This window comes from Telluria sp. Soil_C_11 (assembly GCF_057657395.1).
This window is the reverse complement of record NZ_JBDGIN010000001.1, coordinates 301,697-316,561: the sequence shown is the minus strand read 5'-3', so window position 1 is coordinate 316,561 and position 14,865 is coordinate 301,697. Positions and strand designations below refer to the sequence as shown.

The following is a 14,865-nucleotide window of genomic DNA, read 5'->3' as shown; positions in this document are numbered from 1 at the left end:
AGCGCCGTGGCCGACGAAGCAATCATCTACCGCTGCATCAACGAAGCCTGTGGCCGTCCCGCGCCGCGCCCCGTGAACTTCTGTCCGTGGTGCGGGACGGCGCAGGGGCGCGCGGGCGTGCGCGCGCCGTCGCCGGCTGCTGCCAATGCCGCCGCGCCGGGGGGCTCCGACGCCGCCACGGCGGCCGCGGCGGGTGAGAGCGCCGCGGCCGCGCTGTCCGGCTGGTCGGATGCGCCATCGCAGGCGGAAGCGCCGGCCGCCGCCGCGCCGCGTGCCGCGCAGCCGGCCGATGCGCAGCGCGCCGAAGCGGCCGCTCCTTCGTCCGGGGTCCCGCAAGGACCGGCGCCCACCCCGAGCGCGGCCGAGTTCGGGCACGCCGGCAAGGGCGTTCCACCCGCGGGGCCGGCAGCGCCGCCGCCGCAGGAAGTGCCGCGCCCGCCGCTGGACGCGCGTCCGCCCCAGCGCAAGCCGATCCGGCTGCGCTGGTGGGTGCTGGCGCTGGCCGTGCTGTGGGGCGTGTGGCTGATGGCCAAGCCGTCGGCCAGGAAGATCGACCGCCGCATCGACGCCGCGATCGCGCTGGCGCACCAGTGCAAGGGCAGCGAGGCGCAGGCCGAGCTGATCGCCCTGCGCAAGTCGAGCGCCACGCCGGAGCAGTTGCAGCGCCTGCAGCAGGGCCTCAACGACGAAGCGGCGATCTGCACGCGGCGGCGCCAGCGCGCCGCTGCCTGGGAAGAGACCAGCGCCGCGGCCGAGTCGGCGCTGGCGTCCGCCGGCTGGGAGAAGGCGCGCACCCGCCTGAATGCCTTCATCCGGCGCTGGGGCGAGGACGACAGGACGCGCGCACTCAAGGCCCGGATCGAGGATGCGCGCCGCGAGGACGAGGCGCGCCGCTCCCATCCGCTGGCGGCGCCTTCGGAATAAGAGAGGAGGTAAGGCGATGAAACACGTTTCGATGTCAGTTGTGCTGCTGGCGGCCGCCGTGCTGGCCGGCTGCGATTCGTCGCCCGGCGACGGGGTCGGACCGGCCCAGCGCGCCGGCAAGGCGGTCGACGAGGCCGGCGCGAAGGTCACCAGCGCGGTGCAGGAGCAGGTCGTCAAGGCGGATGCCGCGGCCGAGCGGGCGCGCGAGAAGGTGAAGGACGCGACCGCCGATGCCAGCCGCAACCTGGACCGGGCGACGGCGGAGGTGGGGAAGAAGGTCGAGAAGGCGGGGGAAAAGCTGCAGGAAAAAGCGGCTCGCTGAAACCGTCGTTCCCCCAGAAACCGTCGTTCCCGCGCAGGCGGGAACCCAAGTTCATTCGCGTTTCGTTAGCGCACGCAAAACTTGGGTCCCCGCCTGCGCGGGGACGACGGGGTATGGCGCGGGAACGACGGTTTTGAATTCAGGAAGCCGCCCGCAGCTCGGGCCAGCTCCCCTGCACGATCGACAGCTCGACACTACCCGCGCGCCAGGCCGCTTCGATGTCCTGCTCGATCTCTTCCATCGTCATGCCGGTTTCGCGTGCGAAGCCCTGCACGCCGTAGGCGCGATTGCGGCCGTGGCCCTTGGCCAGGTAGAGCGCCATGTCGACCAGGTTGACGGCGCGTTCCCACGACATCGGCTTGCCGCCCGGAGCCAACGGGAAAGGCGCGAAGCCGATCGAGACGTTCACCGACAGCGTGACGCCCTGGTACTCAATGGTGCGGGCCGGGATCCCGCTCAGCAGGCGGCGCGCGACGTCGTCCAGGCTGCTGCGCGGCACCGCCGGCAGGAAGGCCAGGAATTCCTCGCCGCCCCAGCGCACGATCATGTCGGTCTCGCGCAGGATCTCGCGCAGGCCGTCGGCGATCTCGCGCAGCACCGCGTCGCCGGCGCCGTGGCCGTAGGTGTCGTTGATGTGCTTGAAGTGGTCGACGTCCATCAGGTACAGCGCGCTGACCGTCTCCTCGTTGGCGGACTTCGCCACCGCCTGGTGGCCGCGCATGAATTCCTGGAAGTGGCGGCGGTTGTACAGGGCGGTCAGCGGGTCGCGCGCGCTTTGCTGCTTGAGCTCCTGGTTCTTGACTTCGAGCTGGGCGTTCGCATGGCGCACCTTGCGGTACAGGAAGGTGACGATCACCGAAGACAGCGCGAACACCAGCGCCAGCAGCCACCAGACACGCTGCTGCAGGCGGCGGTTGTCGATCTCGGTGCTCTTGACCTGGTTTTCCTGGCGCAGCAGCTGGATCTGGCGCTGGCGCTTGTCCGCCTCGTACTTTTCCTGCAGCTCCATCATCGCTTTCTGGCGGCGCTTTTCGAACAGCTCGTCCGACAGCGCGCGCTCGCGGTGATAGGCGCGCAGGGCGCCGGACAGGTCGCCGGCGCGTTCCAGGGCGTCGCCGTATTCATTCAGGAAGGCTTGCAGCGAGGGCTTGTCGCCCTGCTTTTCGTACCAGGCCAGGGCTTCTTCGATGTACTTCTTGCCCTCGGCCATGCGGCCCAGGCCGAGGTAGGCTTCGCCGATGTTCGTATATGCGGTCGCGATCGAGCTTTCCCGGTTGATCAGGCGCGCCTGCTCCAGCGACTGCTGGGCGTACGTGAGGGCGTTGCGGTAGTCCCTCAGCTTCAGGTAGCAGTCGGACAGGTTGACCAGCGACGTGGCGACCATCGGGCCGGCGCCGATCTTGCGCTCCAGCTCGACCGCGACCAGCAGCGCCTTCAAGCCGCGCTGGACCTGGCCGGAGTCGATCGACAGTGCGTATTCGGTATTCTTCAGGGTCGCCAGGCGTCCCAGCGAGTCGATGCCCTCGGCGGCGCGGTAGGCTTCCTGCAGCGCGTCGAAGCCTTTCTCGTGCTCGCGCATCTGGTTGTACAGGTAGGCCAGCGAATTCAGGGCGATCGTCATCAGCATCGGATCGCCGCTCTGGCGCGCCAGCGTGACGGCGGCCTGCAGCTTGCCCAGCGCCATCGGGAAGTTGCCGTCCTCGGCGAAGGACTGGCCCGACGAGATCGTGACGCGCACCCGCAAGTCCATGTCGCGGCTGCCGGCGGCCAGCTTTTCCGCCTGCCAGACCAGCTGGTGCGACTGCGCCAGCTCGTTCATCGCGAACAGCACATAGCCCTTGGCCAGCATGCCGCGCGCGATGATCGTATTGTCCGCATGCTGCTGGCCGAGCTGGATCAGCTCGTCGCACAGCTTGTTGGCGAGTTCCTGGTGACCCAGATTCTTGTGGGTCTTGCAGGCCAGGTCGAGGAAGGCGGCCTTTTCGACCAGCGGCGCGCTGCGGCTTTCCTGCTCCAGCCTGGACAGCATGGGCAGGGCGCGCAGCGGCGTGAACCGGCTGATGTCCTGGATCGCCTCGAGGCGCTGGGCCAGCGGCAGGGGAGCGTCGGCAAAGGCCAGGCCGGACGCCAGGAAAAGCGCCGCCAGCAGTCCCAGACTGCGCCGGTGATGCGATCCGCGTTGTAGGCCTGCCAGCATAATTCCCCAGGAACTGTCGGTTGTCCCACCCGGGACTCAGCCAAATATTGTACGCCGGTTGCTATCGAGAAATACAAGTTTTCCGGGATATATGCGAAAAAGATACATATATTCCTTTAACTTATGGTTTCTCGTCAGACGGCCAGCTGCTGCAGCAGATACAGGCGCTGGTACAGGCCTCCTTCGATGCGCATCAGCGCTTCATGCTTGCCGGCTTCGCTGATGCGGCCGTGGTTCAGCACGATGATGCGGTCGGCGTCGCGGATGGTCGACAGGCGGTGCGCGATCGCGATCACGGTGACCTTGCCGCGCAGCCCGACCACGGCCTGCTGCACGATCTGCTCGGTCTGGCTGTCGATGCGGGAAGTGGCTTCGTCCAGCAGCAGGATGCGCGGGCGGCCGGCGAGGGCGCGCGCGATCGCGATCAGCTGCTTCTGCCCCGACGACAGGCGCGAGCCGCCTTCGCCCAGCGGCGTGTCGTAGCCCTGTTCCAGCGCCGCGATGAAGTCGTGGGCGTGGGCGGCGCGCGCCGCGGCCTCGATCGCCTCGATGGAGAGTCCGCGCCCCATGTCGATGTTCTCGCGCGCCGACGCCGCCAGCAGGAAGGGATCCTGGGGCACCAGTCCGACTTCGTTGCGGAAGCGCTCGTTGTCGATGCCGGCCAGCGGCTCGCCATGGATTTCGATGCTGCCCTGGCGCGCCGGGTAGTAGCGCAGCAGCAGCGACAGCAGGGTCGACTTGCCGCTGCCGGTGTGGCCGACGATGCCGAAGAAGGCGCCCTGCGGGATCTCGAGCGACAGGTGGTGCAGCACGGTCTGGCCTTCGACGTAGGCGAAGCTCAGGTCGCGCACCCGCACGGCCGGCGCGTCCGGCGCGGCGTTGGCGGGGTCGTCGGCCGGGCGGCCGCCGCTGCCGCTGCGCTGGCCGTGCTCGGGGGCCTTGCCTTCGTCGAGCAGGGCGGACACGCGCGCGGTGGCGATCACCGCCTGCTGCAGGCCGCTGAACTGCATCGTAATCTGGATCAGCGGCTCGACCACCCGCGCGATGTAGCTGATGAAGGCGTACAGCACCCCGACCTCGACCGCGCCCATGCTCTGGCGGCCGAAGCTGAAGATCACCACCGCCAGCAGGATCACGTTGAGGAAGTCCAGGGCCGGGCGCAGCAGGAAGGCGTTGGCGCGCAGCTCGGCCACCCGCGCCGTGTAGTGCTGGTCGTTGGTGGCGGCGAAGCGCTCGCCGAAGCGGTGCTGGGCATTGTTCGCCTGCAGCACGCTCATGCCGCCGATCGATTCCGCCATCTGGGCGTTGATGTCGCTGCGCAGGGCGCGCGCGCGGGTGACGGCCGGCGCGCTCAGGCGCTGGTACAGCCAGATGATGCCCAGCACGGCCGGCAGCAGGGCCAGCACGATCAGCATCAGGCGCCAGTCGAGCCAGGCCATCGCGATCGAGGTGCCGACCAGCACGATGCTGCTGTCGAGGATCACGAACAGCACCTGGATATACAGCGTCTTGACCGCCTCGGTGTCGTTGGTGACGCGGCTTACCAGCTGGCCCGTGATGGCGCGGTCGAAGAAGGCCATCGGTAGGCGCAGCACGTGGCCGTAGACCCATTCGCGCAGGCGCTGCACCGAGCGCATCGCCAGGCCGGACAGGCGCACCAGCTGCAGGAAGCGCAGCCAGGACGCGGCCCAGCCGGTGAGCAGCACGCCGGCCAGCAGCAGGGCCATGCGGGTCCAGTCCAGCCGGTGCGGCAGCAGGTGCTCGTCGATCAGTTTTTTGCCAAGCAGGGGACCCAGCACTTCGAGGCCGGCCGCCAGGACCAGCCAGGCCGTGGCCCAGCCGAGGTGGCCGCGGTCCGGGTGCGCGGCGCGGCGCAGCAGGCCGGCTGCCTGTTTCGCTTGATTATTGAGCATCGAGGCTGGCCTCCAGTTGTTGATAGCGCCACTGGCTGGCGTACCAGCCGTCGTGCTCCAGCAATTCTTCGTGGCTGCCGGATTCGACGATGCGGCCATCCTTCAGCACGACGATCAGGTCGGCCTTGACCACGGCCGACAGGCGGTGGCTGGCGATCACCGCCGACAGCTCCGGGCGCCTGGCGCGCAGCTCGTCGAGGTGTTCGAGGATGCGGGTCTCGGTGCCGGTATCGACCGCCGACAGGGCATCGTCGAGCAGCAGCAGCGGGCTTTGCGCGAGCAGCGAGCGGGCGATCGCGACGCGCTGGCGCTGGCCGCCGGACAGGGTGATGCCCTTTTCGCCGACCGGGGTGTCGTAGCCCTCCGGGAAGCGCAGGATGTCGTCGTGGATGTCGGCCATCCTGGCCGCGTGCTCGATCTCGGCGCGCGAGGCGCCGGGCCGGCCGAGAGCGATGTTCTCGGCGATCGAGGCCGAGAACAGGAAGGATTCCTGCGGCACCCAGCTGATCCCGGAGCGCAAGGTGGCCAGGGTATAGTCGTCGAGCGCATGGCCGCCCCAGCTCACCTTGCCGTGCTGGGGCTCGGCCTGGCGCAGCAGCACCCGCAGCAGGGTCGACTTGCCGGCGCCGGTCGGGCCGACCAGGCCCAGGGTCTGGCCCGGCTCCAGCCTGACCGACACCTGCTTCAGCGCCGGCGCAGTTTGCTCGCCTCCCTGGCTGCCGTAGGCAAAGCTGACGTCCTGCAGCACCAGCGGGCCGCGCCCCAGCCGCTCGACCGTGCCTTCGTCGACCACCGTCAGCGGCGCGTCCAGCAGCGGCTGCAGGCGCGCCAGCGCGGCGCGTCCGCGCTCGATCAGCGACAGCACCCAGCCGGCCGCGAACATCGGCCAGATCAGCTGCCCGAGGTACATCGTGAAGCTGGTCAGCGAACCGATGGTGAGCTGGCCGTTCCACACCAGGTAGCCGCCCAGGCCGAGGGTCAGGCCGGTGGCCGCGGTCAGGGTCAGGCCCACCGCCGGCTCGTAGGCCGCCTCCCATTTCTGCGCCGCCAGGCTGGCGTCGGCGGCGCGCGCGGCCAGCTCCGAGAACTGCTTGGCGCTGCGCTGCTCCAGGCCGAGGGCGCGCAGGGTGCGCACGCCGCTCAAGGTCTCCTGCACATGGTCGTTCAGCGCGGAGAAGCGTTTCAACGAATCGCCGGACGCGGTGTGGATGTGGCTGGAGATGCGCCAGAACGCCAGCGCCATCAGCGGGAAGGGCAGCAGGGCGATCAGGGTCAGGCGCCAGTCGACGCCGAGGAACATGATGCCCAGCACCATGACGAGGGTGAGGGTGCCGTCGAAGCCGGCCAGCATCGCTTCGCCGGCGGCCTGCTCGATGGCGTCGATGTCGTTGGTGGCGAGCGCCATCAGGTCGCCGGTGCGCTGGCGCTGGTAGAAGGCCGGACCCTGGGCCGACAGCCGCGCATACAGTTTCGTGCGCAGCTCGACCCCGAGCCGGTAGGCGGCCGAATACAGGCGCAGCCGCCAGGCCACGCGCAGGACGTAGATCGCCAGGCCCAGGCCGAGCAGCTGCAGCAGCTGGAAGGTGAGTTCAGGGCCCTGGAGGCGATGCGCCGCCAGGGCGTCGATGGTGGCGCCGACCTTGCGCGGCACCAGCACCGAGCAGAGGGCGACGCCGAACAGCATCACCGCCGACGACGCGTACGAGCGCCAGTGCCGGCGCACGAAGCCGCCGATCAGCCTTGCCAAACCCATTGCCTGTCCTGTTCTTTGTTCCGGTTCCGAGGACCGCTAATGTACTATTTTTGGCAAGCTCTTGCGCTGTTCGCTTACTTCTTGCGCGAGGCGCGCGGCGGCTTCGGCGGGGCGGCGTGTTTCGGCGGAGCGACGGTTTCCGGCGGCGTGACCGGCGGCAGCTCGACCTGGCCTTCGGCCTGCAGCGGCACGGTGGAGGCGAGCGGATGCTCGGCGCCGGCCGGTTTCGGCGAGACCTCGTTCAGGGCCTTGGCCACCGGATTCGGTTCGGCAGGCGGGACTTCGTCGGCGATGGCGGTATCGATCGCCGCTTCGGCCGCGGCGAGCCGGGCATCGACCGGTTCGGGAGCCGGCGCGGCCTGCGTGCGCACCACGGTGCCGGCATCGATCGCGGCTTCGGTCTGGGCGGCACTGATGTCCATGACCGCGGCGGCGATCTCGCCGCTGATCGTGGTGGCGGCGTCGGTGGCGATCGAAGCCTGTTCGATCGCCTGGGTGTAGCTGGTCGGCACGTTCGCGGTCCGTGCCGGCGCGGCCAGCAGCGGGATCGTGGCCGGCAGCGCCCGCGCGCCGATGGCCAGGCCAAACAGTTCGCGGCCATACGAGAACAGGGTATGCCACTGTCCCTGGGCGGCGGAGCCGAGGGCGAACAGGTCGCGCGGGTCGCGCACTTCGAGCAGGTGCTTCATGGTGCCGGCAGCTTGCTCGATCGAAACGCGCGAGGTGCGCGCATTCAGCACGGCGATCTGGGCGGCGCTGTCGAGCACGCGGGTCGTCATGGTGCGGAAAATGTCGAGCTGGGCCTCCAACTGGGCCTGGCGGACGGCGGACAACTGGTCGGAAAATAGAGTCATCTGGATCCCTTTTTTGTTCAGTTATGACGCACTGCAATAAGGACTAGTGTAAAGGCGTTCGGTAGTGTTGGAAAGAAGTATTTGTGTTGTTTTTACAAGGAAATCTTGCGTCGCAGCATGACTTCTTAACCTGCATCATTGACACGGCGAATTTCCTGCTAAGCTGACTACAATCAGGCAAGCTCATCAGATCATCAGATCATCAGGAGAAGGCATGGACCTCGTCATCCGCAACGCCACCCTGGCCGACGGCCGCCACGGGATCGACATCGCCATCGAGGGCGAACGCATCGCCGCGCTCGGGCCGGACCTGCCGTGCCAGGGCCGGCGCGAGATCGATGCGGGCGGCGACCTGGTGAGCCCGCCCTTCGTGGACGCCCACTTCCACATGGACGCCACCCTCAGCTACGGCCTGCCGCGCGTGAACCAGTCCGGCACCCTGCTGGAAGGGATCGCGCTGTGGGGCGAACTGAAGCCGCAGCTGGCGCAGGACGCCCTGGTCGGGCGCGCCCTCCAGTACTGCGACTGGGCGGTGGCGCGCGGCCTGCTGGCGATCCGCACCCACGTCGACATCTGCGACGACCGGCTGCTGGCGGTCGAAGCCCTGCTGGAAGTGAAGCGCCGGGTCGCCCCTTACATCGACCTGCAGCTGGTGGCCTTCCCGCAGGACGGCCTGCTGCGCAGCCCCGGCGCGTTCGACAACCTGAAGCGCGCGATCGCGATGGGCGTGGACGTGGTCGGCGGCATCCCGCACTTCGAGCGCACCATGGCGCAGGGTGCGGAATCGGTGCGCCTGCTGTGCGAGTTCGCGGCGGAGCAGGGCCTGATGGTCGACATGCACTGCGACGAGACCGACGATCCGCTGTCGCGCCACATCGAGACGCTGGCGATGGAAACGCAGCGCCTGGGCCTGCAGGGCAGGGTGGCCGGCTCGCACCTGACCTCGATGCACTCGATGGACAACTACTATGTCAGCAAGCTGCTGCCGCTGATCGCGGAATCGGGAGTGGCGGCGATCGCGAACCCGCTCATCAATATCACCCTGCAGGGGCGCCACGATAGCTACCCGAAGCGGCGCGGCATGACCCGCGTGCCGGAGCTGCTGGCGGCCGGGGTGCCGGTCGCCTTCGGCCACGACTGCGTGATGGACCCGTGGTACGGCCTCGGCTCCGGCGACATGCTGGAAGTGGCGCACATGGGCCTGCACGTGGCCCAGATGACGGGCCAGGCCGTGATGCGCCAGTGCTTCGAGGCCGTGACCGCGACCCCGGCGCGCATCCTCGGCCTGCAGGGCTATGGCATCGAACCGGGCTGCTACGCCGACCTGGTGCAGCTCGACGCCGGCGGCCCGGTCGAGGCGATCCGCCTGCGCGCCGCGCGTCGCCTGGTCGTGCGCCGCGGCCGGATCGTCAGCGAGGCGCCGCCGGCGCGCGCCACCCTGCACCTGCCGAACCGGCCGTCGAGTGTCGATTTCCGCCTGACACGCAAGGAGTAGAAATCCCTCCCATTGTCGGCTTTGCAAGCTAAACAAGGGGCGGAATCGCTAAACATGCGGAAAATTTGTGCTAGTTCGTCCGAAAACGTTGCCTACCGTTATTCAATTTCTTTCTGTAAATGCAGTTACATTTTTCTGTAGCCGTGTGGACAAATACCGGTTTAGAATCTTGCGCTTTCGTTACATTCCAGTAGGCCAGCAGTGAGAGACATCAAGATTCGTCCAGCGTGCGACGCCGACTTCAATGCAATGTGGACCATTTTCCAGGCGCATGTCGCAAGCGGAGAAACCATCGTCCATGGTTCCTCGACCAACCGGGAAGACAGCCATGAATACTGGTTCGCGCCGCGCGCGACGACCTTCGTGGCCGTGAAGGGCGAGGAAAGGGTGCTCGGGATGTACAAGCTGCAGCCGAGTCACGCCGGGCGCGGCGACCACGTGGCCAACGCTTCCTACATGGTCAGCCCGAACGCCCAGGGCGTGGGGGTGGGGCGCCTGCTCGGCGAACACAGCATCGAAGAAGCGCGCCGCCAGCGCTACCTGGCAATGCAGTTCAATTACGTCGTCAGCACCAACAATGCCGCGATCAACCTGTGGAAGCGGCTCGGGTTTTCGATCGTCGGCACCCTGCCCAAGGCCTATCGCCACCGCCGCCTGGGCTATGTCGACGCCTATGTGATGTATAAATTACTGGAAGACCCGGCGCGCTGGGACCATCCGGAGGAAGACTGAATCCATGCAGATTGCCGAGACCGCGCGCCTGCGCGTGCGCACCGCGACCACCGACGATGCCGCATTCTTTTACGCGCTGGTCAACGACCCGGCCTTCATCGAGCATATCGGCGACAAGGGCATCCGCTCGCTGGACGAGGCGCGGCATGCCCTGCTGACCGGGCCGATCGCGATGCAGGAAGAGCGCGGGCACTCGCTCTACGTGGTCGAGCTGAAGGGGGAGCGTACGCCGATCGGCATGTGCGGCCTGATCAAGCGCGACACGCTGGACGGCATCGACATCGGCTATGCCTACCTGCCCGACTGGCGCGGCCAGGGCTATGCCTTCGAGGCCGCCCAGGCGGTGCTGGCCTATGCGCCGACGCTGGGCATCCGGCGCCTGCTGGCGATCGCCTCGCCCAACAACATCGCCTCGAACGGCCTGCTGCGCAAGCTGGGGATGGGGTTCGTGCAGTTCATGCACCTGGTGCCGGAGGATGCGGGGACCAATCTGTACCGCATGGAGCTGCCGGAGATGGCGGAGCGGGTATGACTGCGTTCTGAAACATCGTCGTCCCCGCGCAGGCGGGGACCCAAGTTTGCACGCGTATTCGCATCACCAAGCGCTAGCGGTACGCGACGAACCTGGGTTCCCGCCTGCGCGGGAACGACGGTTTACTGCTTCGCACTCCCCCAAGGGAAGAACCAGGTCAGCGGCTTCTCCACCCGCGCCGCCCACGAGGCTTCGTTGTGGCGCCCGCCTTCGGCCTTGAAGAACATCAGGTCCTCGCTCTCGCGGTAGCCCTTGGCCCGCATGGCGTTCACCATTCTGGTCGTGTCTTCCAGCCCGTCGTCGGTGGTGCCGGCGTCGAGGTAGAACTTGACCGGCACGCGCGCCGGCAGCTTCGAGATCAGCGCGCCCTGGTTCCACCAGAACGAGCTGGAGACGCCGCCCGCCTTCGAGAAGACGTCCGGGTAGCGCTGCGCGATCGCGACCGAGGCGATGCCGCCCAGCGAGGAGCCCATGATCGCGGTGTTGTCCTTGCCCGGCAGCGTGCGGTAGCTGCGGTCGATGTAGGGCTTGACCGTCTCGACGATGAAGGCGCCGTAGGCATCGAGCTTGCCGCCACCGTATTTCGGGTCGCAGCAGGGCGTGTATTCGGGAATGCGGTCCGGCGTGTTGTCGATGCCGACCACGATCACCTCGTCCACCGTGCCGGCCGCCACCAGGCGGTTCATGGTCTCGTCGATGCCCCATTCGACGCCGTAGGCCGCGGTCTTCGCATCGAACAGGTTCTGGCCGTCGTGCATGTAGAGCACCGGATAGCGCTTGGCCGGATTCTCCGCATAGCTGGGCGGCAGCCAGATGCGCAGCGCGCGGCTGTTCTTCAGCTGCGGCGAGGCGAAGTCCTTCACGATCGTCACCTTGCCGAACGGCGCGCCGAAGAAGGGGTAGATATCGACCGTGGATCCGGGCGCCAGCCTGTAGGCGCCGCCGATCGAGACCTTGTCCTCGCCCAGCGTCGGCTTCATCTGCACCTCGCCCAGCGCGTCCGGCCAGGTATAGGTCCAGATGTTCACCGGGCCGTCGGGCGCCTGCGCCGGCACGCTCTTCGACCAGCTCGTCAAGCCTTTGTCGCCGACGATGCCGATGCCTTCCTTGCCGGCCGGGTAGTGCACGCGCACCGTGGTGGCGGCGGCCTGTCCGGCTGCCAGTGCCAGCAGCATCGCCGCTGCGGCCAGATTTACGAGTCGTTTCATGGGTTTCCTGTTCAGTGCACGCGCAGGAGGCGCACGCCATAGATGTCGAAGCGGTTGAATGGGCCCTCGGCGCCGCCCGCCGCGCTGAAGGTGCTGTTGCTCTGCAGGTAGCTCATGTTATAGAAGTCGCTCATCTCGATGTGGTAGACGCCACCGGCCTTCAGGCGCGCCGCCAGCGGGGTCGAATACACGATCGGCGTGTGCGCCTTCTCGATGCGCGCGTGCGGCAGCTGCACCACGCCCTGCGCGACGATGGCGCCCGACTCATCCTTTACGGCGAGCCATTTTACGCCACCGCTGATGCCCAGGTTCACCTGGTTGGCGCCGTTGTGGTAGCGGACCTGCACCGCGTAGTCGCCGGCCGAGGGCAGCCTGATATCCCTGACGCTGAAGCGGTCCTGCGGCTTGCCCCAGCCGGCCAGGTGCGGCTCGTCGAAGCGTGCGCCCGGCGCGGCCAGCGGCACGCCGGCGCTCACGCGCGCATCCAGGGCGGCGATCTCGACGCCGACGTCCACGCAGCGCGGCCGGCTGTGGTGGCTGCGGTGGCCCGAGCCTGCGAATTCCGCTTCGACGGCGTAGCAGGCGGTGCCCGAGGCTTGCCGGTCGGTCCAGGCGCCGGCCGGCAGCCTGGAGGCCACCAGCCTGCCGTCGCGGTAGACGTTGTAGCGCACGTTGCCGCTGTCTTTTGCTTCGATGGTCAGCTTCGCATGGCCGGCGGCATCGCGTTTCAGGTCGGCGATGACCGGTTCGTGCGGTCCGAACACGGCGGGCGTCTCCGCATACGGATCGGCGCTCACGCGGCGGATCGCCTGCTCGCCCGGCTCGAGTTTGCCGAGCACGATCTCGATGCGGTTATCGGCCGCCAGTTCATTCCACTTGATGGTGGTGCCGGCCGGCTTGCCGTTCAGGAGGATGTGCTCGACCGCGTAGACGCCGTTCGTGCCCGCGCCCGCGGACGCGGGCAGGCGCAAGGTCACGTCGAGCGCGCGGCCCTGCAGGCGCAGGTTGGCCAGCGTGACGGTATCGGTGGACGCGAACACGCCGCCGCGCAGCTTCGCTGTCACAAACGGCTGCAGGGCGATGCCGTCGCCGGTGGTCGAGACCCCGAACACGTTGCGCACCACCATGCCGAGGTAGGCGCCGACGGACCACAGCTGGCGCTTCGAGTTGATCACCGGGCCGATCAGCTTCGGATGGGCTTCGTCCAGCAGCAGCGGCTGGCCGGACAGCCACTCGAGGTTTTCCATGTTCGACAGGTTCAGGGCCGCGCCGCGCATCAGCGAGTCGTAGGCCGCGTCGGCGACGGCCACGTTGCGGCTAACGGCGGCGGCGCGCAGGCCGTAGGCCGTTACGAAAGGCCACATCGCGCGGTTGTGGTAGACCGGCATGTCGAGCTGCTGCGGCCAGATCACGGGCGCGCCCATCGGGCCGTGCGGATAGGCGGCCAGGATGCTGCGCGCGCGCTTGCCGTCGGCGATGCCGGTGACGATGGCGAGCGACTGCCCGAGCCAGTCGAACTTGTGCATCGGCGCGCCGTCGAAATGCGCGGCGGTCAGGCTGCTGTACATGCCGGCGTCCTGCAGCCACAGGCGGGCGTTGATGGCGCGCTTCAGGGCGCGCGCCCAGCCGGCGTAGCGTGCTGCACGCGCGGCGTCGCCCTGTTCGCGGGCCAGCCGGCTTGCCAGCGTCAAGGCCTTGTAGTGGCCGACGTTGGTCGACAGCGCCTTCGAACTCGCCATCGAGGCCAGGTCTTCCGGGATCCACGACGCGTAGCTCTGGTCGCGCCAGTCGAGGAAGGACTCCTCGCCCGTGTACAGGCCGGTGGCTCGATCGAAGGCGGCGATGCGGTCGTTGTCGATCGTGTTCGACAACGCCTTCAGCGCGGTGGCGGCGAAGGCCTGGCGCTCGCCAGGCGGCAGGGCCTTCAGCACTTCCTCGGCGGCGAAGGCCCAGGTGATGCGGTCGGTGCTGACCGGCCAGCTGCCGCCGCTGCCGGTGTCCTGCGCGATCTGGAGGCCGTCCCTGCTTCCCGCCACCTGCGGGGCAGGGACGATGCCTTCCCGCCAGCCGGACAGCTTGAACAGCAGCGAATTGCGCACCCGCTGCGGATCGAGCATGGCGAGGCCCAGGTCGGCCGCGTAGGACAGGTCGCGGGTCCAGACGTAGTGCCACTTTTCCCCGGTCTCGAAGCAGTCGCAGGGAATGGCGTTGTTGCCGTTGTAGTTACCGTCGCGGATTTCCTTGACGGAGTCCAGGCGCATCTCGTGGGCCGCCAGCGCGAACAGGGCGTCGAAGCCGAGGTTGCCGCTACGGACCCGGGGCAGGGCGGCGTCCTCCTGGTAGGTGACGTATTGCGGGCCGGGATCGCGCAGCTGCATGGTGGTCGAGTGCGCGTAGCTGCGCAGCGGCGCCTGCGGATCGCGCACCGAAAAGCGCGCCGTCTCCTGCTTGCCGTCCCAGGTCGGGAAGGTGAGGGAGGCGGTCGCGCCGGCGTTCGCATGCGGATCGGCGGCCGGCCCGCCGGCGGGCGTCTCGACGCGGCTCACGCTCAGCACCGGCTTCGACGGATCGGACACGTCGACGCGGAAGCGGAAGGTCGCGGTCTGCTTCGTGAACAGGTAGTCCTCGGGGCCTGCCTCGGTGGCCAGCGGGTAGGCCGTGCCGGGCGCCACCGACACGCTGGCGGACGGGTTCGCGACCCACTCGGCGTTCCAGTCCTTGCTGCCGATCTTGAAAGCGTGGTTGCCGGGGCTGACCAGGATGTCGGTCTCGTAGATGCCCTTGCCCTTCCAGGCGAGCTGGTTGTCGGTGCCCCAGCCGTTGAAGGCGCCACGCACGTAGAGGTCGAAGCGCAGCGGCGGCGCTTCGGCGGCGATGGCGGGCAGGGATTGCGCGAACAGGGCCGCGGCGATGGCGATAATTGTTGGCTTCATAG

Annotated in this window: 11 protein-coding genes; 5 read left to right on the top strand and 6 right to left on the bottom strand. The window is 68.2% G+C overall.

Going from position 1 to position 14,865, the window contains the following annotated elements; all coding sequences use genetic code 11:
• Positions 1-6 precede the first annotated feature (6 nt).
• A complete protein-coding gene (locus AC3A6M_RS01405) occupies positions 7-924 on the top strand; it encodes a hypothetical protein (RefSeq protein WP_487850966.1) in 918 nt (305 codons plus the stop codon).
• A 16-nt stretch (positions 925-940) separates the two neighbouring features.
• Positions 941-1,246, top strand: coding sequence for a hypothetical protein (locus AC3A6M_RS01400; RefSeq protein WP_487850965.1), 306 nt, complete (start codon positions 941-943; stop codon positions 1,244-1,246).
• Between the two features lie 139 nt (positions 1,247-1,385).
• Here AC3A6M_RS01400 and AC3A6M_RS01395 read toward each other — a convergent pair whose 3' ends face one another.
• The 4 genes from AC3A6M_RS01395 to AC3A6M_RS01380 all read right to left on the bottom strand — a co-directional run bounded on the left by AC3A6M_RS01395 (position 1,386) and on the right by AC3A6M_RS01380 (position 7,963).
• The gene (locus AC3A6M_RS01395; protein WP_487850964.1) at positions 1,386-3,443 is read right to left on the bottom strand and encodes a tetratricopeptide repeat-containing diguanylate cyclase; all 2,058 of its coding nucleotides are present in this window, start codon (positions 3,441-3,443) and stop codon (positions 1,386-1,388) included.
• Between the two features lie 134 nt (positions 3,444-3,577).
• Complete coding sequence (locus tag AC3A6M_RS01390; RefSeq protein WP_487850963.1) at positions 3,578-5,356, bottom strand: ABC transporter ATP-binding protein; 1,779 nt, start codon at positions 5,354-5,356, stop codon at positions 3,578-3,580.
• Complete coding sequence (locus AC3A6M_RS01385; RefSeq protein WP_487850962.1) at positions 5,346-7,109, bottom strand: ABC transporter ATP-binding protein; 1,764 nt, start codon at positions 7,107-7,109, stop codon at positions 5,346-5,348. The genes AC3A6M_RS01390 and AC3A6M_RS01385 overlap by 11 nt, the downstream gene beginning before the upstream one ends.
• 74 nt (positions 7,110-7,183) lie before the next feature.
• Positions 7,184-7,963 (bottom strand): phasin family protein, encoded by a 780-nt coding sequence (locus tag AC3A6M_RS01380; protein ID WP_487850961.1) that lies wholly within the window; start codon positions 7,961-7,963, stop codon positions 7,184-7,186.
• 214 nt (positions 7,964-8,177) lie between these two features.
• On the opposite strand from AC3A6M_RS01380, the gene AC3A6M_RS01375 reads away from it, so the two are divergent.
• The 3 genes from AC3A6M_RS01375 (at position 8,178) to AC3A6M_RS01365 (ending at position 10,722) form a co-directional block, all read left to right on the top strand.
• Positions 8,178-9,458 (top strand): amidohydrolase family protein, encoded by a 1,281-nt coding sequence (locus AC3A6M_RS01375; RefSeq protein ID WP_487850960.1) that lies wholly within the window; start codon positions 8,178-8,180, stop codon positions 9,456-9,458.
• Between the two features lie 249 nt (positions 9,459-9,707).
• Positions 9,708-10,190 (top strand): N-acetyltransferase family protein, encoded by a 483-nt coding sequence (locus tag AC3A6M_RS01370; protein WP_487850959.1) that lies wholly within the window; start codon positions 9,708-9,710, stop codon positions 10,188-10,190.
• Positions 10,191-10,194: 4 nt separating this feature from the next.
• A complete protein-coding gene (locus AC3A6M_RS01365) occupies positions 10,195-10,722 on the top strand; it encodes a GNAT family N-acetyltransferase (protein WP_487850958.1) in 528 nt (175 codons plus the stop codon).
• Positions 10,723-10,844: 122 nt separating this feature from the next.
• Here the strand turns inward: AC3A6M_RS01365 and AC3A6M_RS01360 are convergent, their stop codons facing one another.
• Together AC3A6M_RS01360 and AC3A6M_RS01355 are read right to left on the bottom strand one after the other, a co-directional pair.
• Positions 10,845-11,930, bottom strand: a complete 1,086-nt coding sequence (locus tag AC3A6M_RS01360; protein WP_487850957.1) for an alpha/beta hydrolase — start codon at positions 11,928-11,930, stop codon at positions 10,845-10,847.
• Positions 11,931-11,941: 11 nt separating this feature from the next.
• Positions 11,942-14,863: an MGH1-like glycoside hydrolase domain-containing protein gene (locus tag AC3A6M_RS01355; RefSeq protein ID WP_487850956.1), complete on the bottom strand. Its 2,922-nt coding sequence runs from the start codon at positions 14,861-14,863 to the stop codon at positions 11,942-11,944.
• Positions 14,864-14,865 lie beyond the last annotated feature (2 nt).

Excerpts from the sequence above, each read along its gene's own strand:
- AC3A6M_RS01400 (WP_487850965.1), top strand. The coding sequence starts at position 941 with ATGAAACACGTTTCGATGTCAGTTGTGCTGCTGGCGGCCGCCGTGCTG.
- AC3A6M_RS01395 (WP_487850964.1), bottom strand. The coding sequence starts at position 3,443 with ATGCTGGCAGGCCTACAACGCGGATCGCATCACCGGCGCAGTCTGGGA.
- AC3A6M_RS01390 (WP_487850963.1), bottom strand. The coding sequence starts at position 5,356 with ATGCTCAATAATCAAGCGAAACAGGCAGCCGGCCTGCTGCGCCGCGCC.
- AC3A6M_RS01385 (WP_487850962.1), bottom strand. The coding sequence starts at position 7,109 with ATGGGTTTGGCAAGGCTGATCGGCGGCTTCGTGCGCCGGCACTGGCGC.
- AC3A6M_RS01380 (WP_487850961.1), bottom strand. The coding sequence starts at position 7,963 with ATGACTCTATTTTCCGACCAGTTGTCCGCCGTCCGCCAGGCCCAGTTG.
- AC3A6M_RS01375 (WP_487850960.1), top strand. The coding sequence starts at position 8,178 with ATGGACCTCGTCATCCGCAACGCCACCCTGGCCGACGGCCGCCACGGG.
- AC3A6M_RS01370 (WP_487850959.1), top strand. The coding sequence starts at position 9,708 with ATGTGGACCATTTTCCAGGCGCATGTCGCAAGCGGAGAAACCATCGTC.
- AC3A6M_RS01365 (WP_487850958.1), top strand. The coding sequence starts at position 10,195 with ATGCAGATTGCCGAGACCGCGCGCCTGCGCGTGCGCACCGCGACCACC.
- AC3A6M_RS01360 (WP_487850957.1), bottom strand. The coding sequence starts at position 11,930 with ATGAAACGACTCGTAAATCTGGCCGCAGCGGCGATGCTGCTGGCACTG.
- AC3A6M_RS01355 (WP_487850956.1), bottom strand. The coding sequence starts at position 14,863 with ATGAAGCCAACAATTATCGCCATCGCCGCGGCCCTGTTCGCGCAATCC.